The sequence below is a fragment of the Duganella sp. AC237 genome (assembly GCF_979254035.1).
Genome location: NZ_CEEDEW010000003.1, coordinates 603,028 through 625,896 on the forward strand (window position 1 = coordinate 603,028; position 22,869 = coordinate 625,896).

Here is a 22,869-nt window from a genome sequence, read left to right on the forward strand (position 1 = left end):
CCAATGCATGCGTCGTCGGCGGCGCATGCATGGTGGATTACGGCGTTCCGCCTAATCCCCCCCTACGAAAACCCATCACCAAGCCTTTCGACTATGCCCTCTCAAGTAACCTCGGACCGCCTGCTCGCGGTCCTTCCCGAAGATCTGCGGCCACAGGCGGCTGAACGCCTGACAACGGCCGGGCCGGTGCTGCGCCGCCTGCTGGCCGGCCTGTACGGCGACCACGTCGGCTTCGACGCCTGGCTCGGCGATCTGATGGCATCCCTGGGCAAGCTGTACGCCGAACGCGCCCCCGAACTGCGCGCGCTCGACCTCCAGCGCGTCGCGCACCCCGACTGGTTCCTCAACCAGCGCATGCTTGGCTACTGCGCCTACGTACAAAACTTCGGCGGCAATTTGAACGGCGTCGCCGACCGCATCCCCTATCTCGAGGAACTGGGCGTCAGCTACCTGCACCTGCTGCCTTTCCTGCGTCCACGCGAAGGCGAAAACGACGGCGGCTTCGCCGTCACCAGCTTCGACGAAGTCGATCCGGCGCTGGGCACCAACGCCGACCTGCACGCGCTGACCACGCGCCTGCGCACGGCCGGCATCAGCCTGTGCTCCGACTTCATCCTGAACCACGTCGCCGACGACAACCAATGGGCGCTGGCCGCGAAAGCCGGCGACGCCAGGGCGCGCGCGATGTTCCACGTCTTCCCCGACCGCGACCTGCCGGACCGCCACGAGCGCACACTCGGCCAGGTGTTCCCGCAAGTCGCGCCGGGTAACTTCACCTATGTCGAAGCGATGGGCGGCTGGGTGTGGACCACCTTCTACCCCTATCAGTGGGACATGAACTGGTCCAATCCGGACGTCTTCGTTGAAATGGCGGCTGCCATGCTGCGCCTGGCCAATCGCGGCATTGAAGTGTTCCGCCTCGATTCCACAGCCTTCCTGTGGAAGCGCGAAGGCACCAACAGCATGAACCAACCGGAGGCGCACCAGATCCTGCAAGCGCTGCGCGCCATCGTCGATATCGTCGCACCGGGCGTTCTGCTGAAGGCCGAGGCTATCGTGCCGACACGCGAGCTGCCGGCCTATCTGGGCAGCGCCGCCGCGCCGGAATGCCATATCGCCTATCACAGCAGCCTGATGGCGGCCGGCTGGGTGGCGCTGGCGGAGCAAAACACCGGCGTGCTGCGCGAGGTGATCCGCAATACGCCGGCCTTGCCGTCGGCCGCCACCTGGCTCAGTTACGTGCGCTGCCACGACGACATCGGCTGGAACGTGCTGCGCGCGGAGGCGGAAGTCGGTTCTACCGCCGGCAGCGCGGCACGGCTGGCCGGCGCCGCGCGCTTCTTTGGCGGCGCGGAGGGCAGTTACGCCAGCGGCGCCGCCTTCCAGAGCACCGATCCTAACGCGGCCCACGGCAGCAACGGCATGGCTGCGTCGCTGACCGGTTTGCAGACCGCGAGCAACGAGGAGGAACGTTCGCTGGCACTGCGCCGCATGCAGTTGCTGCATGGCCTGGCGCTGAGCTTTGGCGCGCTGCCGGTGCTGTACATGGGCGACGAGCTGGCGATGGAAAACGACTATAGTTACCTGGATCGTCCGCAGCACGCGATGGACAGCCGCTGGTTGCAGCGCCCCGTGTTCGACGAGCAGCGCTGGAAGCACCGCTACGATAAAAGCACCGCGCCGGGGATCATGTTCCAGGGCCTGGCCAATTTGATACGCGTGCGCCGCAAGCAGGATGCGCTGGCCGCCAACGCGCCGCGCGCAATGCTGGCAGACGCGCCGGAAGGCTTGCTGGCGCTGGCGCGCGGGGACAGCTTCCTGACGTTGATGAACTTCACCGGCCAGCCGCAGGACTACGCGCTGCAAGGCGTCTGGAGCGACTGCGCGGCGCCGGGCCGCGTCGATGGCACGATCACCCTGGCGCCCTACGCGATGCACTGGCTGGCACGCGAATAATATAAAATCGCCCGAGAGGGCGTGGAGACATGCATGAATGCAGCTATAACCCCAAGAACGATCGCCGTATTCGGCGAAGCGCTGGTAGACGATTTCATCACCGAGCAGGTTGTCGGCGGTGCGCCGTTCAACGTGGCGCGCAATCTGGCGGCGTTCGGCGTTGCCACGCTGATGGTCACGCGCATCGGCGACGACAAGAACGGCGCGTTGATGCGCGCGGAGTTCGAGCGTTTCGGCATGAGCCAGGCCGGCTTGCAGATCGATCCGAAGGAGGCCACCGGCCGCGTGGTGGTCGAGCGCAACGAGCAAGGCCACCGCTTCATCATCCTGCCCGACCAGGCCTACGACTATGTGGAGACGCCTGCCGCGCTGGCGGCGCTGGCCGAGGCCAAGCCAGGCGTCATCTACTTCGGCACGATGGCGCAGCGCCACGAGTGTTCGCGCAAGACGGTGCGCGAGATGCTGCGCCATTCGGACGCCATGCGCTACCTGGACCTGAACGTGCGGGACGGGCAGGTGACGGAACGCTGCGCCTTCGAGTCTTTGCACCTGGCCGACATCGTCAAGGTCAACGAGGAAGAGCTCAAGGATTTATTCAGCTGGTACACGCACACCAAGCCGGGAACGAAGGCGATCGACAGCCCCGAGATGGTGGAGGCCTGCCAGGCGCTGATGCGGATCTTCTCGCTCAAGGGGCTGATCGTCACGCTCGGTGAGCGCGGCGCGTTGCACTTCGGCGCCGACGGCGCCGTCACCGCCAACCAGGAGTGCCACGCGCCGGCGCGCATCGTCGACACGGTCGGCGCGGGGGACGCCTTCTCGGCCGTGTTCCTGTTCGGACAGTCGCGGGGCTGGTCGCTGGCGCTCACGCTGGCGCGCGCCAACGCCTTCGCCGGCGCCATTTGCGGCATTTCGGGAGCGGTGCCGGCCGATATCGCCTTCTATCAGCCATGGATCGCCTGCTGGCGCAGCGGCGGCGTCTTGCCGTCGAAAGCCGGGGCGGTGGTATGAGCGGCACCTGCATGAAACCGCATCTGTCGTGGTGGCAGATCGTCAATATGAACATTGGCTTCTTCGGCATCCAGTTCAGCTTTGGCCTGCAGCAAAGCAGCATGAGCCCCATCTACAAGTACCTGGGCGCCGACGAGGCGAGCCTGCCGTATCTGTGGCTGGCCGGCCCGATGACCGGGCTGCTGGTGCAGCCGCTGATCGGCGCGATGAGCGACCGCACCGTCACGCGCTGGGGGCGGCGCACGCCGTACTTCCTGATCGGCGCGATCCTGTGCAGCCTTGGCCTGCTGGCGATGCCGTTCAGCCCCACCTTGTGGATGGCGGCCAGCCTGCTGTGGATACTGGACGCGGCCAACAACGTGACGATGGAGCCGTACCGCGCCTTCGTCAGCGACAAGCTGGCGCCGAAGCAGCATTCGCTGGGCTTCCTGACGCAGAGCGCCTTCACGGGTCTGGGTCAAACGCTGGCCTACCTGACGCCGTCGTTGCTGGTCTGGCTGGGCATGAACAAGGACGCCGTCAACAGCAGCCATATTCCGCATATCGTCATCGTGGCCTTTTTGATCGGCGCGGTGTTCTCGATCAGCTCCGTGCTGTGGACCTTGAAGACGACGCCCGAGCATCCGCTGACCGCGCAGGAGCTGGCGGAGATCCGTTCGCGGCCGGCCGGCTGGCGTCATACCTTGGGCGACATCGTCAGCGCCGTGCGCGAGATGCCGGCGACGATGAAGCAGCTGGTGTGGGTCAAGCTGTTCCAGTGGTATGCGATGTTCTGCTACTGGCAGTACATCATGCTGTCGCTGTCGACCACCTTGTACGGCACCACCGACCAGGCGTCGCAGGGATTTCGCGACGCCGGCTTGCTGGCCGGGCAGGTGGGGGCCTTCTATAACTTCATCGCGTTCATCGGCGCGCTGGCGCTGGTGCCATTCACGCGCAAGTATGGTCCGAAGCTGACGCACAGCGTGTGCCTGATGCTGGCCGGTTTCGCGATGCTGAGTATTCCGATGATCCACTCGCCGGCGCTGCTGTTCGTGCCGATGGTCGGCATCGGCCTGGCGTGGGCGTCCATCATGGGCAATCCGTATGTGATGCTGGCCGGTTGCATTCCGCCGGAGCGCACCGGGGTTTATATGGGCATCTTCAATATGTTCATCGTGATCCCGATGATCATCCAGATCTTCACGCTGCCTTTGTACTACCGCAGCCTGCTGGGCGGGAATCCGGAGAACGTGATCCGGCTGGCCGGTGGCCTGATGTTGTGCGGCGCGGTGGCCGTGCTGTTCGTGAAATTAAAAAAGCCGCAGGCGGAGGGCCTGCGGCTTAAGGATAACGAGGCGACCGGCGCCGCATAACGCCGCCGATCGTCAAGCAGGGATTTACTCTTCGATGATCTGGCTTTGCAGGTAGTTCTGGATGCCGATCTTGCCGATCAGGTCCAGCTGCGTTTCAAGCCAGTCGATGTGCTCTTCCGTGTCTTCCAAAATCATCAACAGCAGGTCGCGCGAGACGTAGTCACCGGCCTTCTCGGCGGTGGCGATGCCTTCCTTGACGGTCAACTGGGCGCCTTTTTCCAGCGCCAGGTCGCAGCCGATCATTTCTTCGGTGTGTTCGCCGATCATGATCTTGTGCATCGCTTGCAGGTTCGGCAGGCCGTCGAGCATCAGGATGCGGTCGATCAGCTTGTCGGCGTGCTTCATTTCGCCGATCGATTCTTCGTATTCTTTCTTCGCGATCTTTTCCAGGCCCCAGTGCTTGTACATGCGCGCGTGGAGGAAGTACTGGTTGATGGCGGTGAGTTCGTTGGTCAGCTGTGCGTTCAACAAACGGATGACTTCTGGATCGCCCTTCATGGCTTGCTTTCTAAAATGGTGTCGAATACCCGCATTCTGCCACGAACGGGCTGGCGAGGCGTAGCGGCACGGCCGTAAATCGTGCCCGGCGGCGTAAAACTGTATCAATATCCCCGGAGTGAGATTGTTGGTGTTAATGAAAACAATTAACATTCGCACCATCACGTGGCGCCAGTGTGAGGCAACCCACCGAGTGCTGGCGCCGCCAGAGCTAACATGGGTGCTCTACTTATTCGTACTTACCAGGAGCGCGCCATGGATTCGATCAATGCCAACCAGCCGGAACAAAACCATCAAGATCTGATCGGCGAAGACGCCGTCAAGAAGATCAAGGACTTCGTCGATAGCACGCCCGGCTGCTTCTTCTGCACCAACGATGGCGACGGCGGTCCGGGCGATGCGCGGCCGATGATGGCGCAGCAGGTCGATGATCTGGGTAACATCTGGTTCATCAGTGCCAGCGACAGTTTGAAGAACCAGGAGCTGGCGGCAGATCCTTCGGCGACCTTGTACTTCCAGGGTTCGGCACACTCGGAGTTCCTGCACATCGAGGGCGTGGCCACCGTGCTGCGCGACCGCGCGAAGCTCAAGGAGCTGTGGAGCTTTACCATGAAGACCTGGTTCACGGAGGGCGAGGACGATCCGCGCATCACGCTGATCAAGTTTGCGCCGACTTACGGTTATTATTGGGACACCAAGCATGGCCGCGCGGTGGCTGGCGTGAAGATGCTGATTGGCGCCGTGATCGGCAAGACGCTGGACGATTCGATCGAGGGTCGTCTGGATCTGTGATGATATAAATGACATGCGCCGCAGGAGCGGCGCATGGTTCAACCCAGCTGGAAGTTGATCGGCACCAGCGCGTACACCGGTATGGCCTTGCCATCTTCGATATACGGTTTGTACAGCGCGCGCAGCACGGCCTGGCGGCCGGCTTCATCGAGCTTCTCGGAACCCGACGATTTTTGGATCGTCACTTGCTCCGCCTGGCCTTTCTCTCCAATCAGCACGCGCAGCATCACGATGCCGCTCTCGCCCATGCGGCGGGCCATGCTCGGGTACACCGGCTGCGGCGCGCGGATATATTCCACCCCTGTGATGGTTTTCGGCGCCGACGGCGCTGCCGGCGCTGGCGTCGGCGGTGCGGCAGGTCCGGCCACGGCAGGCGTCGACGGCTGGTTGGTGCGCGGTGTCGGCGGCGCGACGGTGATCGTCGGCTCGACCTGCGGCGTGGCCAGTTGCGGCATCGGCGGGATATAGGTCGGCGTCAGCTTCACGACCGGCACCGTCTTCGGCTCCGGCGGAGCCGCCTTGAGCGGCTCGGGCGAGGCGACGAAGGTCACCGTGACCACCTTGGGCATGACGGCGACGGCGATCTTGCTCATCATCCCCGAATTGATCGCATAAAACATCAACGCATGACCCACGACGATCGCCGCCAGCGGCGCGAACCTGCGTCCGCGCGCCTTCATTTGGCGCAGTCCAGCGTCGTTCACGGACAGCGAGGGCGCCGTCCGGCTATAAGTCATGGTGTTCATAATTAGTTGGTGAAGACGGGACGCTTCAGCACGGTTTCTTTGATCTCTGCGGTGGCCTGGATCGTTGCCAGATGCTCGTTGAGGATTTGTTCGGCGCAATCGAAGCATTGGCCGCAGCAGGTCGACACGCCCAGGTCGCGGCGCAGTTCTTCGATCGAGGCCACGCCCAGCTCGACGGCTTGACGGATTTCACGATCAGATATGTTGTTGCAGACACATACAATCATTACGCACCTTCTGGCTAGCTGCTAAAAATGGGTTGGTTCAACCCGAACAAGAGCAATAAAGACATGATTGCAGGTAACTTAATGCGAATCATTATCATTAATCGTATACTGCCTCAACTTGGCGGCCGATGCAAGCGTAAATAGTAGTAATTCGCATTACCGTTTATAATGCTAGTATCTTATTTCCGGCGAGAACGCGCTCTTGCGAACCGCCGGGCGCGTCGCCGCCCACCGGCGCCGCATCCTGACCGGACTTAGCTCATGACGCCTGCTGTTCCCCTGATCACCCTGGACGCGCTGACGACCGGCGCCGCCGCCACCGTGGTGCACGTTTCGCCCGGCGACGCCGCCGACGACGGCGCCGGCCTGGCGCGGCGCCTGATGGAACTGGGCTTCGTCCCCGGCGAGAAGGTCCGCCTGCTCAAGCGCGGCATGCCCGGCGGCGAGCCGCTGGCCATCAAGGTCGGCAACTCCACTTTTGCGTTGCGCCGCTTCGAAGCCGCGCTCATTTCGATTCAACCGGACCAATAAACAATGGGTGCTGTAGAAAACGCGGTGCCGCAGGCGCCCACGACTTCCCCGTCCCGGACGCCCATCGTGGCCCTGCTGGGCAATCCGAATTGCGGCAAGACCGCCTTGTTCAACCGCCTGACCGGCTCGCGCCAGAAGGTCGCCAACTACGCCGGCGTGACCATCGAGCGCAAGGAAGGCTCGTTCAGCTCCCCCAACGGCCACGGCTTCCGCGTGCTCGACCTGCCGGGTGCCTATAGTTTGTCGGCCCACACGCCGGACGAGGAAATCACGCGCGACGTCGTCGCCGGCCTGCGCGCCGGCGAGGCCGCGCCGGACGTCGTGGTCTGCGTGGTCAACGCCACCAATCTGCGCCTGAACCTGCGACTTGTATTAGAGATCAAACGCCTCGGCCTGCCGATGGTGCTGGCGCTGAACATGGTCGACGTGGCCAAGAAGCGTGGCATCGAGATCGACGCCGACCTGCTGGCCGACGAATTGGGCATGCCGGTGGTGGAGACGGTGGCGGTGCAGGCCGGCGGCGAGAAGTCGCTGGTGCGCGCGCTCGAACTGATGCTGCCGCTGCCGGCGGCGAAACCGAATCCGCTGTCGGCGATCGACGCCGTATCGGTCGAGGACACGCAGCGCGAGGTGCGCCGCATCCTGGCCGCCGTCAGCAACGACGTCCACGACACCGGCAACCTGACCGAAAAAATCGACAACGTGGTGATGCACCCGGTGGTCGGCCCGATCATCCTGGCGTTGCTGATGTTCCTGGTGTTCCAGGCCGTGTTCACGTGGGCGGCGGTGCCGATGGAGATGATCTCCGGCGGCGTCGAAAGCCTGGGCAAGGTGCTGGGCGCCTATCTGCCCGACGGCATGCTGCGCAGCCTTCTGGTGGAAGGCATCATGGGCGGCGTCGGCAGCGTGCTGGTGTTCCTGCCGCAGATTCTGATCCTGTTCTTCTTCATCCTGATGCTGGAGGACTGCGGCTACCTGCCGCGCGCGGCCTTCCTGCTGGACCGGCTGATGGGCGGCGTGGGCTTGTCGGGCCGCGCCTTCATCCCGCTGCTGTCCAGTTTTGCGTGCGCGATCCCCGGCGTGATGGCCGCGCGCACCATTCAGAATAAGCGCGACCGCCTGGTGACGATCATGATCGCGCCGCTGATGACGTGTTCCGCGCGCCTGCCGGTGTACGCGCTGGTGATCGCCGCCTTCATTCCGGAGCGCGAAGTGGGCGGCTTCATGAGCCTTCAGGGGCTGGTGCTGTTCATCCTGTACTTCGCCGGCATTATCTCGGCGATGGCGGTGGCCTACTTCATGAAGCGCGCCATGGGCTCGACGCACAAGCAGCCGCTGATGCTGGAGCTGCCGGCCTATCACTGGCCGCACATGCGCAACCTGGCCCTGGGCCTGTGGGAGCGCGCGCGCATCTTCCTGACGCGCGTCGGTACCGTGATTCTGACGCTGATGATTCTGGTCTGGTTCCTCAGCACCTTCCCGGGCGCGCCGGAAGGCGCCACGCATCCGCCTATTTATTACAGCGTCGCCGGCATGATCGGCCGCGCTTTGGAATTCGTGTTCGCGCCGATCGGCTTCAACTGGCAGATCTGCATCGCGCTGGTGCCGGGCATGGCCGCGCGTGAAGTGGCCGTTGGCGCGCTGGGCACCGTGTACGCGTTGTCGCAGAGCGGCGACGACCTGGCGCAGTCGCTGACGCCGATCATCGCCGCGTCGTGGGCGCTGCCGACGGCGTTGTCGCTGCTGGCGTGGTATGTGTTCGCGCCGCAGTGCTTGTCGACGTTGAGCGTGGTGCGCCGCGAAACCAACAGCATCCGCTATCCATTGCTGATGGCGGGTTACATGTTCGCGCTGGCGTACGTGGCGTCGTTCCTGACGTACCGTATCTCGATGGCGCTGATAGGTTGACAGGAGGCTGATATGTGGCAGCAGATTATCGTTGGATTGATTGTCGCGGCGGCGGTGCTGCACGCTTGCACCAAGTACCTGCCGGCGGCGTGGCGACAGCAGATTGTGTATTTCCTGACGCGGCGCGGGTTCGACCAGAACAAGATGGCCAAGCTGTTCAAGACGCAGGCCAACTGCGGCGATGGTTGCGGCAGCTGCGGGTCGTGCGAGACGTCGGCGCCGGCGGCGTCGTCCACTTCATCGTCCCCGGATTCCTCGACGCCGCACAAGCGCGTCATCAAGCTGCACGTCCAGCGCTGACAGGCTGCATGGGGAGGGTTGGGGCACACGGAATCCTGTGGTAAACCCTCTCTTTCGTCTTCTCTTTTCTTCTATTTTTCTCGCCTTTTTTCTCTTTTTGGATTCCGCCATAAAAAGCGAAGAAAAGAGAAGAAAATAGACAAAAGCAGAAGTAAAAAGAGAGCGTTTGCCACAGTGCGCGCATAGCCCGGGCGCTAGTTGATGTTCACCTGTGACTGCGCAAGGTCGCCAGCTACCTCTCCCATTAGTCTTTTCCCAATCGTTTGATTTTTCAACCTTTGGGACTAAGATTAGCCATGGCGATCACGTTTGATCCCAACAAAGATGCACTCAATCTCCGTAAGCACGGCATTTCGCTGGCTGCTGCCGCTGCGTTCGAATGGGAGACGGCCGTGATCTGGACTGACCAGCGCTTTCACTACAACGAACTACGCGAATGCGGCCTGGGTCTAATCGGCAAGAACTTGTATTTTATTGTATTCGTTCAGCAAGGCAATAATGAGCGCATTATCAGTTTGCGCAAGGCGAACAAAGCGGAGGTAAGACGTTATGCGACATATCGAACGTGAAATTATTCCACCAACAGATGAGGAAGACGCGGCAATCACCGCTGCAGCGCTTTCCGACCCCGATGCATTGCCCCTGACAGAGGAACAACTTGCGCAGCTGCGGCCGTGGCGCTTGCGCCTGCTGCCCCCGCCGGGCTCCCCGAAAGTGTCATTAAGGATAGATTACGACGCTGACCTGATCGAAGTCTTCAAACGTACCGGCGACGGTTGGGAAGCCGGCATGAACGCCGTATTGCGCGAGTGGGCGATGCGACGCGGCTATCTACCGTTCCCTGACTAGCTTCACAAGCGTCGGCTAGCGCAGCAGATTGACTTTCGCCAGATCGATCAGCTCACCGGCGCGGCCATCGAGCACCGCCTTGATCATGAACAGGCCGAACTTGTGCGCCTCGTCCAAGGTCGCGTGCGGCGGCATGATCAACTCCTGGCGCGCGCTCACCACATCGACCAGCACCGGCCCGTTGTGGGCCAGCGCCTCGCGCAGCGCGCCCTCCAGCGCCTGCGGGTCTTCCACCCGGATGCCCTTGATGCCCATCGCCTCGGCCATGGCGGCGAAATTCGGATTCTTCAAATCGCAACCGGTGTCGAGGAAGCCGTTCGCCTTCATCTCCAGCTCGACGAAACCCAGGGTGCCGTTGTTGAGCACAATGATCTTCACCGGCAAATCGAGCTGCAGCAGCGTGAGGAACTCGCCCATCATCATCGCGAAGCCACCGTCGCCCGACAGCGAAATCACCTGCCGGTCCGGATGCGACGCCTGCGCGCCGATCGCGTGCAGCATGGCGTTGGCCATCGAACCGTGGTTGAACGAGCCGACCAGCCGCCGTTTGCCATTCAACTTCAGGTAGCGCGCCGCCCAGGCGATCGGCGTGCCGACGTCGCAGGTGAAGATGGCGTCGTCGTCCGCCAGTTCGCTGACCAGGCGCATGATGGCCTGCGGATGGATGGCGCGGGTGCCGGCGTCGATGACGGCTAAACTATCGAGGTCTTTGCGCGCCTCGGCATAATCGGCACGTGCCTTTGCCAGGAAGCCGCCATCGGATTTCTCCGCCAGCTTGGGCAGCAAGGCGCCCAGCGTCTCCTTCACGCCGCCCAGCACGCCCAGCGCCAGCGGGCAGCGGTTCCCCAAGGCCTCCGGACGCACATCGATCTGCGCGATTTTGGCCTGCTCGGGGAAGAACTGGCGATACGGGAAATCGGCGCCCAGCACCAGCAAGGTATCGCAACCTTTCATCGCCTTGTAGCCGGATGCGAAGCCCACCAAACCGGTCATGCCGACGTCGTACGGGTTGTCGTACTCGATGTATTCCTTGCCGCGCAGGGTGTGCACGATGGGTGCCTGCAGCGTACGCGCCAACTCCATGACCTCGGCGTGCGCGCCGGCGCAACCGGCGCCGCAGAACAGCGCGACACGTTCGGCGCCGTTGAGCAGCGCCGCCAGTTCATCGATATCGCGCGGGTTCGGCATGAGCGCCGGAGGATTCGGCAGTAGCCACGCCGGCGCCGCCGCGTGTAAAGGCTGCAGCGCGACATCGCCCGGAATGACCACGACGGCGACCCCACGCCGCGCCACCGCGATGCGCATGGCGCGATGCAGGATTTGCGGCAGCAGCGCCGGATTCGACACCAGCTCGACGTAGTGGCTGCAATCCTTGAACAGGCTTTCGGGATGCGTGGCCTGGAAGTAGTCGATACCGATCTCGGTGCTCGGAATGTGGGCGGCGATCGCCAGCACCGGCACGCCGCTGCGCTGGCAGTCGAACAGGCCGTTGATCAGGTGCAGATTGCCCGGGCCGCAGCTGCCGGCGCACACCGCCAGTTCGCCCGTCAAGTGGGCCTCGGCGCCGGCGGCGAAGGCGGCGCCTTCCTCGTGGCGCATGTGCACCCATTCGATGGCCTGTTCGCGCCGCAGCGCGTCGGTGAAGCCGTTCAACGAATCCCCGACCACGCCGAACACGCGCTTGACGCCAGCCCGTGCCAAGGTGTGTGCCATGTAGTCCGCAGCGGTAGCGCTCATATTCCGACCTCCCGGATAAATGTTAAAAAATTATCTGAGAGCCGAGTGTAGTGGAGTGCCGCGCGCCTTCCCATCTCCTATTGTGGAGGGGCGCCTAGCACAGCGGATTGAACGATTCCGCCTGCGCCATCGGCCAATATAACCCGAACACCGGCGGCAGACGCGCCAGCTGGCTCGGGTCGAGCAACTGTCCGGCTTCCAGATACGGCAGCAACTGCGACACCAGCTTGACCTGGTTGGGCGAGATGCGCCGCACCAGGTGGCGCGGCTTGAGCTGCGACGGGTGCGTCAGGCCGGCGGCGGCGATCAGCTGCGCCAGTGCGGCCATGGTGTTCTGATGGAAGTGCGTCACGCGCAGCATCTTGTCTGGCACCACCAGCGCGCGTTGCCGGTTCGGGTCTTGCGTGGCGACGCCGGTCGGGCATTTGTCGGTGTGGCAGCTCTGCGACTGGATGCACCCGAGCGCGAACATGAAGCCGCGCGCCGAGTTGCACCAGTCGGCGCCCATGGCGATGATGCGGGCGACGTCGAACGCAGTGATGATTTTGCCCGATGCGCCGATCTTGATCTTGTCGCGCAAATTGGCGCCCACCAGCGTGTTATGCACCAGCAGCAGCGCCTCCTGCAGTGGCGTGCCGACATGGTCGGTGAATTCCAGCGGCGCGGCGCCGGTGCCGCCCTCGCCGCCGTCGACGACGATGAAGTCCGGCGCGATCCCGGTCGCCAGCATCGCCTTGACGATGCCGAAGAATTCCCAAGGGTGGCCGATGGCGAGCTTGAAGCCGGTCGGCTTGCCGCCCGACAGATTGCGCAGCCGGTCGATAAACGCCAGCATTTCGAGCGGGGTGCCAAACGCGGAGTGGCTCGACGGCGAGACGCAATCCACGCCGAGGGCGACGCCGCGCGTGGTGGCGATTTCGATCGTCACCTTGGCGCCCGGCAGCACGCCGCCGTGGCCCGGCTTGGCCCCCTGCGACAGCTTCAACTCGATCATCTTCACTTGCGGCGAGGTGGCGTTGGCGACGAAGTTCGCCTCGGAGAAGCGGCCGTCGGCGTCGCGGCAGCCGAAGTAGCCGGAGCCGATCTCCCATACCAGGTCGCCGCCGTTCTGGCGGTGGTAGGGACTGATGCTGCCTTCTCCGGTGTCGTGCATGAAGCCGCCGGCCTTGGCGCCGCCGTTCAGCGCCAGGATGGCGTTGGCCGACAGCGCGCCAAAGCTCATCGCCGAGATGTTGAACACGCTGGCCGAATACGGCTGCGCGCGCGGGCAGTCCGGGTGGTTGCCGATCTCGATGCGGAAGTCGTGGCCCTGTTCCTGGGCCGGCACGATGGCGTGGTTGATCCATTCGTAGCCGGGCGCGTAGACGTCGAGCTGGGTGCCGAACGGGCGCTTGTCGGTGTCCATCTTGGCGCGCTGGTAGACGATGCTGCGCTGGTTGCGCGAGAACGGCGCGGCCACCGTGTCGTCCTCCAGCAGGTATTGGCGGATCTCGGGGCGGATCGCTTCGAAGAAGAAGCGGAAATGCGCCAGGATCGGGTAGTTGCGGCGCAGCGCGCGCTTGGTTTGCAGCAGGTCGGTGACGCCGACGACGGTGAGCGCGGCGGCGGTCAGCGGGATCCACCACGGCGCGCCCAGCGCCAGCGAGGCGAGCAGGGTGACGATGGCGGCAACGAAGGCGATATAGCGCGGGGAAAACAGATTCATGGGCGGTCCGGATGGCGGCGGCTGGAGCGATCAGTGTACTGCTGTTTCTTTCCGGAATCCATTACCCATCGGTCAGCGACGCGCGGCGGCCAGTAATGCTAAGCTAGCACGGTCGCGGCGCACGGCCGTTCTTTTTCGGGAAACCACCATGATCGTTGTCCACCACCTCAACAATTCGCGCTCGCAGCGCGTGCTCTGGCTGCTCGAGGAACTGGGGCTGGAGTACGAGATCGTGCGCTACCAGCGCGATCCGCAGACGATGCTGGCGCCGCCCGAGCTGCGCGCGGTGCACCCGCTGGGCAAGTCGCCGGTGATCACCGACAACGGCGTGGTCGTGGCCGAGTCGGGCGCGATCGTCGAGTACCTGGTCGAGACCTATGGCAACGGGCGCCTGGTGCCGCCGGCCGGCACCGCCGAGCGCCGCCGCTGGACCTATTTCCTGCACTTCGCCGAAGGCTCGGCGATGGCGCCGCTGCTGATGAAGCTGGTGTTCGACCGGGTCGAGACCAGTCCGGCGCCGTTCTTCGTCAAGCCGATCGCCAAGGCCATCGCGCGCAAGGTCAAGGGCAGCTATATCCTGCCGCAGATCGAGGCCCAGCTGACATACCTGGAAAACGAGCTGGCCGCCGCGCCGTGGTTCGCCGGCGCCGAGTTCAGCGCGGCCGATATCCAGATGAGTTTTCCATTGGAGGCTGCCGCCGCCCGTGGCGGGCTCGACGCCAACCGTCCCAAACTGACCGATTTCCTCAAGCGCATCCACGCCCGCCCGGCCTTCCAGCGCGCCATCGAGCGCGGCGGGCCGTATGAGTTGTTGAAGTAAGGTTAAGCCACGTCGGGTAAAATGGCGGCTTGATCAAGCCCGGATGAATTTGAACATGGGTCGACTCCTTGCCATCGACGGCCTCAATATCGTGCGCCGCGTCTACGAAGCCAGCCCCGAACCCGATAGCGCCGAAAAGGCCGACATCGCGCTGCGCCACGCGCTGTCGTCGTTCCGCACGCTGCTGCACGACCACGAACCGACCCACGTGCTGCCGGCCTTCGACTTCGGCGGACGCACCTGGCGCCACGACCTGTACGCCGGCTACCGCGAGGGCCGCGCGCCGATGCCGTCGCCGCTGCGCGAGGCGCTGCCGGCGTTCTACAACAAGCTTGCCGGCTTCGGCATGCACGTGGTCTCGCTGCCCGAGGTCGAGGCCGACGACGTCATCGGCACCGTGGTGCTGCGCTGGCTGGCCGACGGCCGCGGCGAGGCCACCATCGCCACCACCGACAAGGACCTGCACGGCCTGATCGCCCACGGCGCGCGCGTGTGGGACCATTTCAAGAGCGAGTGGCACGACCACGCCTGGGTCGAGCAAAAGTGGGGCATACCGGCCGACCAATTGCCGGACCTGCTGGCGCTGATGGGCGACGTCACCGACTCGATCCCCGGCGTGTCCAAGGTGGGCGTCAAGACGGCGGCCCGACTGTTGCGTACTTACGGCAATCTGGACGCCATCATGGCCGGGGCCGGCATTCTGAAGGACACGCTGGGCGAAACTCTACGAAAAGAGCGCGAAATGCTGTATCTTTCGAGACAATTGGTGCAATTGAAAACAGATGTGCGGGTCGGCGTGACCTGGAATATGCTGGCCTGGGACCGGCAATAACCGGTGGCGCGCGCACTCATTAATACAAGGTTTGCAAGATGTTAAAAGCGGTCATTATCGATTCCAGCGCGGTCGCGCGCGGCCTGCTCAACACGGTGCTGCTCGACGGCGGCTACGACGTGGTGGGCCAGAGCCACACCTGCGCCGCCGGCCTGGCGCTGCTGATCAAGTTCAACCCGCACATCGTCTGCATCGCCCGCGAGCAGATGGAAAACGGCGAAGACGTGGTGCAGGAAATCCGGACCAAATGGCCCAAGACCCTGATCTTCATGGTTTCGAGCGAATTCGACGCCGCCACCATCCAGGCCGCGCACGCGATGGGCGTGAGTGGCTTCATCGTCAAGCCGTTCAAGGCCGACACGGTGCTCAACACGATCCGCAACGTCGTCATCGCGATGGTCAAGCGCCAGCGCGCGGCGATGGCCGAGAAGGACGCCCCACCCGAAGCCGGCGACGAAGCCTGATAACGGGGTCAAGTCTGTCATTCGGACACGAGGCCAACGATAACGGGGTCAAGTCTGTCATTCGGACACGAGGCCGGCCGTAGCAAACCGATACAACGATAACGGGGTCAAGTCTGTCATTCGGACACGAGGCCGGCCGTAGCAAACCGATACGGCTGAAGCCGTGTCCGAATGTCAGACTTGACCCCCTGTGAATGTGAAGGTCGAGCTGTCGATGATGCCGCCGCCCAGGCACACGTCGCCGTCGTACAGCACGGCCGACTGGCCCGGCGTGACCGCCCATTGGGCATCCATGAATTTCAACGCGAAGTCCGAGTCGCCTTCGGGCGCGATCTCGCACGCCACGTCGGCCTGGCGGTAGCGCGTCTTGGCGGCCATCGCGCGTGGCGACGGCGCTTCGCCGGCGATCCAGCTGGCCTGGTCGGCGCGCAGGTCCGACGACAGCAGCCACGGATGCTCGTGGCCCTGCACGATGTACAAAGTGTTGTTGGCCACATCCTTGCGCGCCACGTACCAAGCGTCGCTGCTGCCGTCCGGGTTCTTGTACGCTTTCATGCCGCCCACGCCGATGCCCTTGCGCTGGCCCAGCGTGTAGAACGACAGGCCGACATGCTCGCCGACGGTCTTGCCGTCGTCGGTCTTCATCGGGCCCGGTTTGTACGACAGGTAGCGGTTTAAAAATTCGCGGAACGGGCGCTCGCCGATGAAGCAGATGCCGGTCGAATCCTTCTTGGCGGCGTTGGGCAGCTTGAGTTTCTCGGCGATCTGGCGCACTTCGGTCTTCGGGATTTCGCCCAGCGGGAACAGGGTCTTGGACAACTGCGCCTGGTTCAGGCGGTGCAGGAAGTAGCTCTGGTCCTTGGTGTGGTCGACGGCTTTGAGCAGCTCGAACTTGTCGCCGTTCTGGCGCACGCGCGCGTAGTGGCCGGTGGCGATCAGGTCCGCGCCCAAGTGCATCGCGTGGTCGAGGAAGGCCTTGAATTTGATCTCGGCGTTGCACAGCACATCCGGGTTCGGCGTGCGGCCGGCCTGGTATTCGCGCAGGAAGTCGGCGAACACGCGGTCCTTGTATTCGCTGGCGAAGTTGACCGCCTCGATGTCGACGCCGATGACGTCGGCCACGCTGGCCGCGTCGATCCAGTCCTGTCGCGTCGAGCAGTATTCGGAGTCGTCGTCGTCTTCCCAGTTCTTCATGAACAGGCCGACCACGTCGTAGCCCTGCTCCTTGAGCATCCAGGCCGCGACCGAGGAATCGACCCCGCCCGACATGCCGATCACGACTTTTTTCTTGCTCATTACTTTTCCAGCCTTCTATCCATTAGCGGTGCTCACCGCCTCCTTGAACACGGAGGCGTGTGTTTGTATCAGTTCCAGCGGGGCTCGGCGCCCGGCCAGGTATTCGTCGACGCATTGCAGCACCGTGGGGCTGCGGTGACGGTCGGCGCAGGCGGCCAGCTCGTCGCGCGTGAGCCACATCGTGCGCAGGATGCCCTCGTCGAGCGGGCGGTCGTGCTGCGCGCCGGGCGTGCCGCAGAACGTGAAGCGCAAATACGTCACCTCCTCGCCGGTGCGGTTGGAGGTGTAGCGCGACATGTACATGCCCACCAGCGCCGTCGGCGTAAAGTCGTAGGCTGTCTCCTCGAGCGTCTCGCGGATCACGGCCTGCTCGAGCGACTCGTATGGGTCGAGATGGCCGGCCGGCTGGTTGATGCGGATGCCGTCGCTGGTCTCTTCTTCGATCAGCAGGAATTTGCCATCTTTTTCGACGATGGCGGCAACAGTAACAGAGGGTTTCCAGATACGCGGCATGAGTCATCCTTGAAAGAGCCGACATTTTAGCCTGTTCCGGACGTTTGGTTTGAAACCCCGAGCGCTAAAAGATGAGTTCGTGTTGAACAAAAACAAGGTTTGGTCGGATAAACCGTGATTGACTGGGTGGTTTGCGCCATATCCAGCATTTTCGACGGCATTTCATGATAAATAGTGATAAATGATGTGATAAAAGCGTCATGTATTGATTAATACACATTCCGTATGATGGGTTCCCTGGGCGGCCGCAGGCCCGCGTTTCCGTGTTAGATTCTAGTCAGTTTGTTAATCATTGGAGGCACCATGAGAATAAGCGTACCGGCCGAGACAAGGCCGGGGGAGACCCGGGTCGCGGCCACACCCGAAACAGTCAAGAAGCTGGCAGCCAAACACGAAGTGCTGGTGCAATCGGGCGCCGGGCTGGCCGCCTCGGTCACCGACGAGGCCTATGTGGCGGCCGGCGCCCGCATCGTCGGCGCGGCCGAGGCGTACGGCGCCGACGTGGTGCTCAAGGTGCGCGCCCCCAGTGCCGACGAACGCGCGCAAATCAAATCCGGCACCGTGGTGATCGGCATGCTCAACCCCTTCGACACCGACAACAACGCGGCCATGGCCACGGCCGGCCTGCAAGCCTTCGCGCTAGAGGCGGTGCCGCGCATCACACGCGCGCAGTCGATGGACGTGCTGTCCTCGCAGGCCAATATCGCCGGCTACAAGGCGGTGCTGGTGGCGGCCAACACCTACCAGCGCTTCATGCCGATGCTGATGACGGCGGCGGGCACCGTCAAGGCGGCGCGGGTGCTGATCATGGGCGTGGGCGTGGCCGGGCTGCAGGCCATCGCCACGGCCAAGCGGCTCGGCGCGGTCATCGAGGCGTCCGACGTACGCCCGCCGGTCAAGGAGCAAGTCGAATCGCTGGGCGCGAAGTTCATCGACGTGCCCTTCATCACCGACGAGGAAAAGGAAATCGCGCAGGGCGTGGGCGGCTACGCGCGGCCGATGCCGGCCGACTGGATGCGCCGCCAGGCGGAGCTGGTGCACGAACGTGCCAAGCTGGCCGACATCATCATCACCACCGCGCTGATCCCGGGACGCCCGGCGCCGGTGCTGATCTCCGAGGAGACGGTCAAGGCGATGAAGCCCGGTTCCGTGATCGTCGACCTGGCCGTGTCCCAAGGCGGCAACTGCCCGCTGTCGGAGCTGAATAAAACGGTGGTCAAACATGGCGTGCATATCGTCGGCGAGCCCGATCTGGCGACTTTGGTGGCGGCCGACGCCTCCGCCCTGTACGCGCGCAACGTGCTCGATTTCCTCAAGCTGATTATCGACAAGGAAGACAAGTTGGTGATCGACCGCGAGGACGAAATCATCAAGGCGACCTTGCTGTGCGCCGGCGGCGAACTGTTAAGAAAATAAAAGGAGACATCATGGAAGTGAGCCACACCATCATCAATCTCATCATCTTCGTGCTGGCGATCTACGTCGGCTACCACGTGGTCTGGACCGTCACGCCGGCGCTACACACGCCGCTGATGGCGGTGACCAACGCCGTTTCGGCGATCATCATCGTCGGCGCCATGCTGGCCGCCTCGCTCACCGAGGGCGTGATCGGGCAGGTCGCCGGCACCGTGGCCGTGGCGCTGGCCGCCGTCAACGTATTCGGCGGCTTTCTGGTCACGCAGCGCATGCTGGAGATGTTCCGCAAGAAGGAGCCGAAGGCCAAGCCTGCGGCCACCAAGCCGGGAGATCACGCATGAACTTTATCTCCATGAACCTGGTGACGATGATGTACCTGATCGCGTCGGTGTGCTTCATCCAGGCGCTTAAAGGGCTGTCGTCGCCGGGCACGGCGCGCACCGGCAACGCCTTCGGCATGTCGGGCATGGCGATCGCGGTGGTGACGACGATCGCGTTGATCCTCAAGCTGCGCGCGGACGCGGTGGCGGCGGGCGTTGGAACGGGAAGCGGCATGGGCCTCGGCCTGGTGCTGGTCGGCGTGGTGGTCGGCGGCGGCATCGGCGCGGTGCTGGCCAAAAAAGTCGAAATGACCAAGATGCCGGAGCTGGTGGCGGCGATGCACTCGCTGATCGGCCTCGCGGCGGTGTGCATCGCGGTGGCGGCGGTGTCGGAGCCGCACGCCTTCGGCATCGCGGCCGTCGGCACGCCGCTGCCGTTCGGGAACCGCATCGAACTGTTCATCGGCACCTTCGTCGGCGCCATCACGTTCTCCGGATCGGTGATCGCCTTCGGCAAACTGTCGGGCAAATACAAGTTCCGCCTGTTCCAGGGTGCGCCGGTCAGCTTCGCCGGCCAGCACATGTTGAATCTCATTCTGGCCATCGTCATGGTCGGCCTCGGGCTGGTGTTCTGCTTCGCCGGCGGTGTCGAACCGGCGTGGACGCCGTTCCTGGTGATGACCGCGATCGCCTTCGTGCTGGGCGTGTTGATCATCATTCCGATCGGCGGCGCCGACATGCCGGTGGTGGTGTCGATGCTGAACTCCTACTCCGGCTGGGCGGCGGCGGGAATCGGCTTCTCGCTCAATAACGCGATGCTGATCATCGCCGGCTCGCTGGTGGGTTCGTCCGGCGCCATCCTGTCGTACATCATGTGCAAGGCGATGAACCGTTCGTTCTTCAACGTGATTTTGGGCGGCTTCGGCGGCGCGCCGGCGGAGGCGGGCGGCGGCGGGGCCAAGGAGCAGCGTCCGGTCAAATCGGGATCGGCGGACGACGCCTCCTTCATCATGGCCAACGCGGAAAGCGTGATCATCGTGCCGGGCTACGGCCTGGCGGTGGCGCGTGCGCAGCACTCGCTCAAGGAGCTGGTCGAGAAGCTGACGCACAAGGGCGTGAGCGTGAAGTACGCGATCCATCCGGTGGCCGGGCGCATGCCGGGCCACATGAACGTGCTGCTGGCCGAGGCCGAGGTGCCGTACGACCAGGTGTTCGAGATGGAGGACATTAACGGCGAATTCGGCCAGACCGACGTGGTGCTGATTCTGGGCGCGAACGACGTGGTCAACCCGGCCGCCAAGGATCCCAAGTCGCCGATCGCCGGCATGCCGATCCTGGAGGCGTACAAGGCCAAGAGCATCATCGTCAACAAGCGCTCGATGGCTTCGGGCTATGCGGGCCTGGATAATGAGCTGTTCTACCAGGCCAATACGATGATGGTGTTCGGCGATGCCAAGAAGGTCATCGAAGACATGGTCAAGGCCGTCGAGTAGCGGCTTTAATTCATATTTTGTGAATGGTTAATTGCTGTTTGGCCGATTGATGGTTGGGTTGGTGAATCTTATGATGGCTTCACTAACCCACCACAAGGAGCCTCAAAATGAACCGCTTACAAAACAAAGTCGCAATCGTCACTGGCGCATCGTCCGGCATCGGCCGCGCCACCGCCAAACTGTTCGCCGCCGAAGGCGCCAAGGTTGTCGTCGCCGCGCGCCGCGAGGCCGAACTGGCCAGCTTGGTCGCTGAGATCAAAGCCGACGGCGGGCAGGCCGTCGCGCTGGCCGGCGACGTCACCTCCGAAGCGTTCAACGCACAACTGGTCGCCGCCGCCGTCGAGGCGTATGGCCGGCTCGATATCGCCTACAACAACGCCGGCACCCTGGGTGAAATGGGCGAGACCACCGGCGTCTCGGAGCGGGGCTGGAACGACACGCTGGCCGCCAACCTGACCAGCGCCTTCCTCGGCGCCAAGCACCAGATTCCCGAGATGATCAAACATGGCGGCGGTTCGGTGATTTTCACCTCGACGTTTGTCGGCTACAGCTTCGCGTTTCCAGGTGTGGCGGCGTACGCGGCCAGCAAGGCGGGTTTGATTGGTTTGACGCAGGCGCTGGCGGCGGAATATGGTCCGAAAGGCGTGCGGGTGAATTCGGTGCTGCCTGGCGCGGTCGACACGCAGATGTACCGCGACATGAACGATACGCCGGAGGCGACGTCCTTCATCACCAACCTGCACGCGTTGAAGCGCGTCGCGCAGCCAGAGGAGTTGGCGCGCTCGGTCTTGTACCTGGCGTCGGATGACTCGTCGTTCGTCACCGGCACCGCGTCGCTGATCGACGGCGGCGCGTCGATCACCCGTACCTGAAACGCGAATTCGATCCCATTCCGGATCGAATTCGTTCCCCTGCTTCGCACGCATGTGATGGGAAAGCGCTAGTGGGGGAGCGCTGCGCTGCCACTCTGGTAAACCTTCTATTTCCGCTCTTATTTTTTTCTATTTTTCTCTCTTTCTTCTATTCCGTTGGGCATTCTCAAAAGAAGGAGAGAAGCGAAGAAAATAGAAGAAAAGAGAGAACGAAAGCGAGGGGTTGCCACAGGAAGCGGCATGGAGCGGAACCAAAATGTCGATGGCGATATGGAATGCGACCAGCACTGCGGAGATAAAGTGCTTGTATCGCCAGCGGCGTTTTCTAGGTAGTAGGGTAGAAATATTTAGACAGGGCCACGCAGAAGAACAGCAGTACTGGTGCAAGAAACATGAATACCAGTACGACACGCCAGAATCTATATTCCACTTGCTTTTTTGACGTTGCCATCGTCGCCCATTGTTCATCTTCGTCTGTGGACGGTGTGTAGAGTGCATCATCCGAGCCAGCATTCAGCCAACGATAAAGGGTACTGTTTCCTACAGTGATCGCCACTAACGCGGGAAATAGCTGTTGCAGATCGCGTATTGCAAGGCAGTGTTTGTCGACATCTTCCAGTTCCGGTGGACGGGGATCGCTCATTCTCATGATTGCCGCACGCAGCGGTGCTTGTTCTTGCGGGGGAAGCCCTTCCAGCAGACGACGCTGGCTGATGGCATGGTCAAGCACGACGCCGGCGCGATGGAACAATCTAAGTCGTCGTCGATCATCTTCCCAGCCGAAGATGTCGGTAGCCGCAATAAACAACGATTCATGCCCGGGCTGCCGGCGATAGACCAGTGCATCTGCAATGATCATCTCTAAATGCATGCGAATATTCAGATTGACAAGCAGTTCGCTGAACAACGCCTGGCGCAGGTTGGCCTCCCAAACATGGGGGGCTATCTTCTGTGCTTGGGTGATAGAGGCCAAGCATTGTTCCCAAGCTACATATGCGACACCCATGGCGGAATCTTCTTCCGCCTGCGACGTTGGTCCTCCCGCCAGGTTTGAGTCACTTTGTGTAGCACCGAATAGCAGCGACTCGTATGCGCTACGTAATTTCTGAAAGCCGACTGGGTCGTTCTGCTGATCGATTTGTTTCAGTTCGCGCGCGTAGGCTTTGCGGATATCGCGTTCGTTGGCCTCCGGTGTTAATCCGAGTCGGGCGTAGGCGTCCTGCATAGC

General features: G+C 62.9%; 24 protein-coding genes. 16 read left to right on the plus strand and 8 right to left on the minus strand.

What is annotated here, in order from left to right; all coding sequences use genetic code 11:
* Nucleotides 1-93 precede the first annotated feature (93 nt).
* Genes AC0IYS_RS02975 through AC0IYS_RS02985 form a run of 3 tightly spaced genes read left to right on the plus strand, consistent with a single transcriptional unit; the run spans nt 94 to nt 4,322 of the window.
* Complete coding sequence (locus AC0IYS_RS02975) at nt 94-1,956, plus strand: alpha-amylase family protein (protein ID WP_471703771.1); 1,863 nt, start codon at nt 94-96, stop codon at nt 1,954-1,956.
* 33 nt (nt 1,957-1,989) lie between these two features.
* Nucleotides 1,990-2,967: a PfkB family carbohydrate kinase gene (locus AC0IYS_RS02980; protein WP_471703772.1), complete on the plus strand. Its 978-nt coding sequence runs from the start codon at nt 1,990-1,992 to the stop codon at nt 2,965-2,967.
* Between the two features lie 11 nt (nt 2,968-2,978).
* On the plus strand, nt 2,979-4,322 hold the full coding sequence (locus tag AC0IYS_RS02985) for an MFS transporter (protein WP_471703773.1): 1,344 nt from the start codon (nt 2,979-2,981) through the stop codon (nt 4,320-4,322).
* A gap of 24 nt (nt 4,323-4,346) precedes the next feature.
* On the opposite strand, the gene bfr is transcribed toward AC0IYS_RS02985, so the two are convergent.
* Nucleotides 4,347-4,820 (minus strand): bacterioferritin, encoded by a 474-nt coding sequence (gene bfr / locus AC0IYS_RS02990; RefSeq protein ID WP_463453030.1) that lies wholly within the window; start codon nt 4,818-4,820, stop codon nt 4,347-4,349.
* A 255-nt stretch (nt 4,821-5,075) separates the two neighbouring features.
* Between bfr and AC0IYS_RS02995 the strand changes: the two genes are divergently transcribed.
* Nucleotides 5,076-5,612, plus strand: a complete 537-nt coding sequence (locus AC0IYS_RS02995) for a pyridoxamine 5'-phosphate oxidase family protein (RefSeq protein WP_471703774.1) — start codon at nt 5,076-5,078, stop codon at nt 5,610-5,612.
* Nucleotides 5,613-5,650: 38 nt separating this feature from the next.
* On the opposite strand, the gene AC0IYS_RS03000 is transcribed toward AC0IYS_RS02995, so the two are convergent.
* Complete coding sequence (locus AC0IYS_RS03000) at nt 5,651-6,358, minus strand: energy transducer TonB (RefSeq protein ID WP_471703775.1); 708 nt, start codon at nt 6,356-6,358, stop codon at nt 5,651-5,653.
* A gap of 2 nt (nt 6,359-6,360) precedes the next feature.
* A complete protein-coding gene (locus AC0IYS_RS03005) occupies nt 6,361-6,585 on the minus strand; it encodes a (2Fe-2S)-binding protein (RefSeq protein WP_090324999.1) in 225 nt (74 codons plus the stop codon).
* 261 nt (nt 6,586-6,846) lie between these two features.
* On the opposite strand from AC0IYS_RS03005, the gene AC0IYS_RS03010 reads away from it, so the two are divergent.
* From AC0IYS_RS03010 to AC0IYS_RS03030, 5 genes are all read left to right on the plus strand, one after another.
* Nucleotides 6,847-7,116, plus strand: coding sequence for a FeoA family protein (locus AC0IYS_RS03010; protein ID WP_471703776.1), 270 nt, complete (start codon nt 6,847-6,849; stop codon nt 7,114-7,116).
* A 3-nt stretch (nt 7,117-7,119) separates the two neighbouring features.
* Nucleotides 7,120-9,024, plus strand: coding sequence for a ferrous iron transporter B (feoB, locus tag AC0IYS_RS03015; RefSeq protein ID WP_471703777.1), 1,905 nt, complete (start codon nt 7,120-7,122; stop codon nt 9,022-9,024).
* 12 nt (nt 9,025-9,036) lie between these two features.
* Nucleotides 9,037-9,324 carry a DUF6587 family protein gene (locus AC0IYS_RS03020; RefSeq protein ID WP_471703778.1) on the plus strand — a complete coding sequence of 96 codons (288 nt, stop codon included), beginning with the start codon at nt 9,037-9,039 and terminating at the stop codon, nt 9,322-9,324.
* Nucleotides 9,325-9,620: 296 nt separating this feature from the next.
* Entirely contained in the window at nt 9,621-9,893 is a 273-nt protein-coding gene (locus AC0IYS_RS03025; protein ID WP_471703779.1) for a BrnT family toxin, read from the plus strand.
* A complete protein-coding gene (locus AC0IYS_RS03030; protein WP_471703780.1) occupies nt 9,874-10,173 on the plus strand; it encodes a BrnA antitoxin family protein in 300 nt (99 codons plus the stop codon). Before AC0IYS_RS03025 ends, AC0IYS_RS03030 begins: the two co-directional genes overlap by 20 nt.
* A 15-nt stretch (nt 10,174-10,188) precedes the next feature.
* On the opposite strand, the gene poxB is transcribed toward AC0IYS_RS03030, so the two are convergent.
* On the minus strand, nt 10,189-11,910 hold the full coding sequence (poxB, locus tag AC0IYS_RS03035; protein ID WP_471703781.1) for a ubiquinone-dependent pyruvate dehydrogenase: 1,722 nt from the start codon (nt 11,908-11,910) through the stop codon (nt 10,189-10,191).
* 94 nt (nt 11,911-12,004) lie between these two features.
* Nucleotides 12,005-13,615: an FMN-binding glutamate synthase family protein gene (locus AC0IYS_RS03040; protein WP_471703782.1), complete on the minus strand. Its 1,611-nt coding sequence runs from the start codon at nt 13,613-13,615 to the stop codon at nt 12,005-12,007.
* A 148-nt stretch (nt 13,616-13,763) separates the two neighbouring features.
* On the opposite strand from AC0IYS_RS03040, the gene AC0IYS_RS03045 reads away from it, so the two are divergent.
* From AC0IYS_RS03045 to AC0IYS_RS03055, 3 genes are read left to right on the plus strand one after another with little or no spacing between them, the layout of a single operon-like run.
* Nucleotides 13,764-14,435: a glutathione S-transferase gene (locus AC0IYS_RS03045; RefSeq protein WP_471703783.1), complete on the plus strand. Its 672-nt coding sequence runs from the start codon at nt 13,764-13,766 to the stop codon at nt 14,433-14,435.
* 55 nt (nt 14,436-14,490) lie between these two features.
* Nucleotides 14,491-15,267 (plus strand): 5'-3' exonuclease, encoded by a 777-nt coding sequence (locus AC0IYS_RS03050; protein WP_471703784.1) that lies wholly within the window; start codon nt 14,491-14,493, stop codon nt 15,265-15,267.
* A gap of 38 nt (nt 15,268-15,305) precedes the next feature.
* Nucleotides 15,306-15,731 carry a response regulator gene (locus AC0IYS_RS03055; protein WP_471703785.1) on the plus strand — a complete coding sequence of 142 codons (426 nt, stop codon included), beginning with the start codon at nt 15,306-15,308 and terminating at the stop codon, nt 15,729-15,731.
* A 174-nt stretch (nt 15,732-15,905) separates the two neighbouring features.
* Here the strand turns inward: AC0IYS_RS03055 and mnmA are convergent, their stop codons facing one another.
* Together mnmA and AC0IYS_RS03065 are read right to left on the minus strand one after the other, a co-directional pair.
* Nucleotides 15,906-17,027: a tRNA 2-thiouridine(34) synthase MnmA gene (gene mnmA, locus AC0IYS_RS03060; protein WP_471703786.1), complete on the minus strand. Its 1,122-nt coding sequence runs from the start codon at nt 17,025-17,027 to the stop codon at nt 15,906-15,908.
* Nucleotides 17,028-17,042: 15 nt separating this feature from the next.
* Nucleotides 17,043-17,540: an NUDIX hydrolase gene (locus AC0IYS_RS03065; RefSeq protein WP_471703787.1), complete on the minus strand. Its 498-nt coding sequence runs from the start codon at nt 17,538-17,540 to the stop codon at nt 17,043-17,045.
* A gap of 303 nt (nt 17,541-17,843) precedes the next feature.
* Here AC0IYS_RS03065 and AC0IYS_RS03070 point away from each other — a divergent pair, with 303 nt between their 5' ends.
* The 4 genes from AC0IYS_RS03070 (at nt 17,844) to AC0IYS_RS03085 (ending at nt 21,641) form a co-directional block, all read left to right on the plus strand.
* Entirely contained in the window at nt 17,844-18,956 is a 1,113-nt protein-coding gene (locus AC0IYS_RS03070) for a Re/Si-specific NAD(P)(+) transhydrogenase subunit alpha (RefSeq protein WP_471703789.1), read from the plus strand.
* A gap of 11 nt (nt 18,957-18,967) precedes the next feature.
* On the plus strand, nt 18,968-19,297 hold the full coding sequence (locus AC0IYS_RS03075) for an NAD(P) transhydrogenase subunit alpha part 2 (protein WP_471703790.1): 330 nt from the start codon (nt 18,968-18,970) through the stop codon (nt 19,295-19,297).
* Nucleotides 19,294-20,769: an NAD(P)(+) transhydrogenase (Re/Si-specific) subunit beta gene (locus AC0IYS_RS03080; RefSeq protein WP_471703791.1), complete on the plus strand. Its 1,476-nt coding sequence runs from the start codon at nt 19,294-19,296 to the stop codon at nt 20,767-20,769. Before AC0IYS_RS03075 ends, AC0IYS_RS03080 begins: the two co-directional genes overlap by 4 nt.
* 107 nt (nt 20,770-20,876) lie before the next feature.
* Nucleotides 20,877-21,641: an SDR family oxidoreductase gene (locus AC0IYS_RS03085; RefSeq protein ID WP_471703792.1), complete on the plus strand. Its 765-nt coding sequence runs from the start codon at nt 20,877-20,879 to the stop codon at nt 21,639-21,641.
* Between the two features lie 325 nt (nt 21,642-21,966).
* Here the strand turns inward: AC0IYS_RS03085 and AC0IYS_RS03090 are convergent, their stop codons facing one another.
* Complete coding sequence (locus AC0IYS_RS03090) at nt 21,967-22,866, minus strand: J domain-containing protein (protein ID WP_471703793.1); 900 nt, start codon at nt 22,864-22,866, stop codon at nt 21,967-21,969.
* Between the last annotated feature and the right edge of the window lie 3 nt (nt 22,867-22,869).

What these genes read in the sequence shown, in the direction of transcription:
- AC0IYS_RS02995 (WP_471703774.1), top strand. Translation starts at nt 5,076, where the DNA reads ATGGATTCGATCAATGCCAACCAGCCGGAACAAAACCATCAAGATCTG.
- AC0IYS_RS03075 (WP_471703790.1), top strand. Translation starts at nt 18,968, where the DNA reads ATGGAAGTGAGCCACACCATCATCAATCTCATCATCTTCGTGCTGGCG.
- mnmA (WP_471703786.1), bottom strand. Translation starts at nt 17,027, where the DNA reads ATGAGCAAGAAAAAAGTCGTGATCGGCATGTCGGGCGGGGTCGATTCC.
- AC0IYS_RS02985 (WP_471703773.1), top strand. Translation starts at nt 2,979, where the DNA reads ATGAAACCGCATCTGTCGTGGTGGCAGATCGTCAATATGAACATTGGC.
- AC0IYS_RS03010 (WP_471703776.1), top strand. Translation starts at nt 6,847, where the DNA reads ATGACGCCTGCTGTTCCCCTGATCACCCTGGACGCGCTGACGACCGGC.
- AC0IYS_RS03020 (WP_471703778.1), top strand. Translation starts at nt 9,037, where the DNA reads ATGTGGCAGCAGATTATCGTTGGATTGATTGTCGCGGCGGCGGTGCTG.
- bfr (WP_463453030.1), bottom strand. Translation starts at nt 4,820, where the DNA reads ATGAAGGGCGATCCAGAAGTCATCCGTTTGTTGAACGCACAGCTGACC.
- feoB (WP_471703777.1), top strand. Translation starts at nt 7,120, where the DNA reads ATGGGTGCTGTAGAAAACGCGGTGCCGCAGGCGCCCACGACTTCCCCG.
- AC0IYS_RS02975 (WP_471703771.1), top strand. Translation starts at nt 94, where the DNA reads ATGCCCTCTCAAGTAACCTCGGACCGCCTGCTCGCGGTCCTTCCCGAA.
- AC0IYS_RS03055 (WP_471703785.1), top strand. Translation starts at nt 15,306, where the DNA reads ATGTTAAAAGCGGTCATTATCGATTCCAGCGCGGTCGCGCGCGGCCTG.
- AC0IYS_RS03050 (WP_471703784.1), top strand. Translation starts at nt 14,491, where the DNA reads ATGGGTCGACTCCTTGCCATCGACGGCCTCAATATCGTGCGCCGCGTC.
- AC0IYS_RS03090 (WP_471703793.1), bottom strand. Translation starts at nt 22,866, where the DNA reads ATGCAGGACGCCTACGCCCGACTCGGATTAACACCGGAGGCCAACGAA.
- AC0IYS_RS03040 (WP_471703782.1), bottom strand. Translation starts at nt 13,615, where the DNA reads ATGAATCTGTTTTCCCCGCGCTATATCGCCTTCGTTGCCGCCATCGTC.
- AC0IYS_RS03000 (WP_471703775.1), bottom strand. Translation starts at nt 6,358, where the DNA reads ATGAACACCATGACTTATAGCCGGACGGCGCCCTCGCTGTCCGTGAAC.
- AC0IYS_RS03045 (WP_471703783.1), top strand. Translation starts at nt 13,764, where the DNA reads ATGATCGTTGTCCACCACCTCAACAATTCGCGCTCGCAGCGCGTGCTC.
- AC0IYS_RS03065 (WP_471703787.1), bottom strand. Translation starts at nt 17,540, where the DNA reads ATGCCGCGTATCTGGAAACCCTCTGTTACTGTTGCCGCCATCGTCGAA.
- AC0IYS_RS03070 (WP_471703789.1), top strand. Translation starts at nt 17,844, where the DNA reads ATGAGAATAAGCGTACCGGCCGAGACAAGGCCGGGGGAGACCCGGGTC.
- AC0IYS_RS02980 (WP_471703772.1), top strand. Translation starts at nt 1,990, where the DNA reads ATGAATGCAGCTATAACCCCAAGAACGATCGCCGTATTCGGCGAAGCG.
- AC0IYS_RS03085 (WP_471703792.1), top strand. Translation starts at nt 20,877, where the DNA reads ATGAACCGCTTACAAAACAAAGTCGCAATCGTCACTGGCGCATCGTCC.
- AC0IYS_RS03025 (WP_471703779.1), top strand. Translation starts at nt 9,621, where the DNA reads ATGGCGATCACGTTTGATCCCAACAAAGATGCACTCAATCTCCGTAAG.
- AC0IYS_RS03080 (WP_471703791.1), top strand. Translation starts at nt 19,294, where the DNA reads ATGAACTTTATCTCCATGAACCTGGTGACGATGATGTACCTGATCGCG.
- poxB (WP_471703781.1), bottom strand. Translation starts at nt 11,910, where the DNA reads ATGAGCGCTACCGCTGCGGACTACATGGCACACACCTTGGCACGGGCT.
- AC0IYS_RS03030 (WP_471703780.1), top strand. Translation starts at nt 9,874, where the DNA reads ATGCGACATATCGAACGTGAAATTATTCCACCAACAGATGAGGAAGAC.
- AC0IYS_RS03005 (WP_090324999.1), bottom strand. Translation starts at nt 6,585, where the DNA reads ATGATTGTATGTGTCTGCAACAACATATCTGATCGTGAAATCCGTCAA.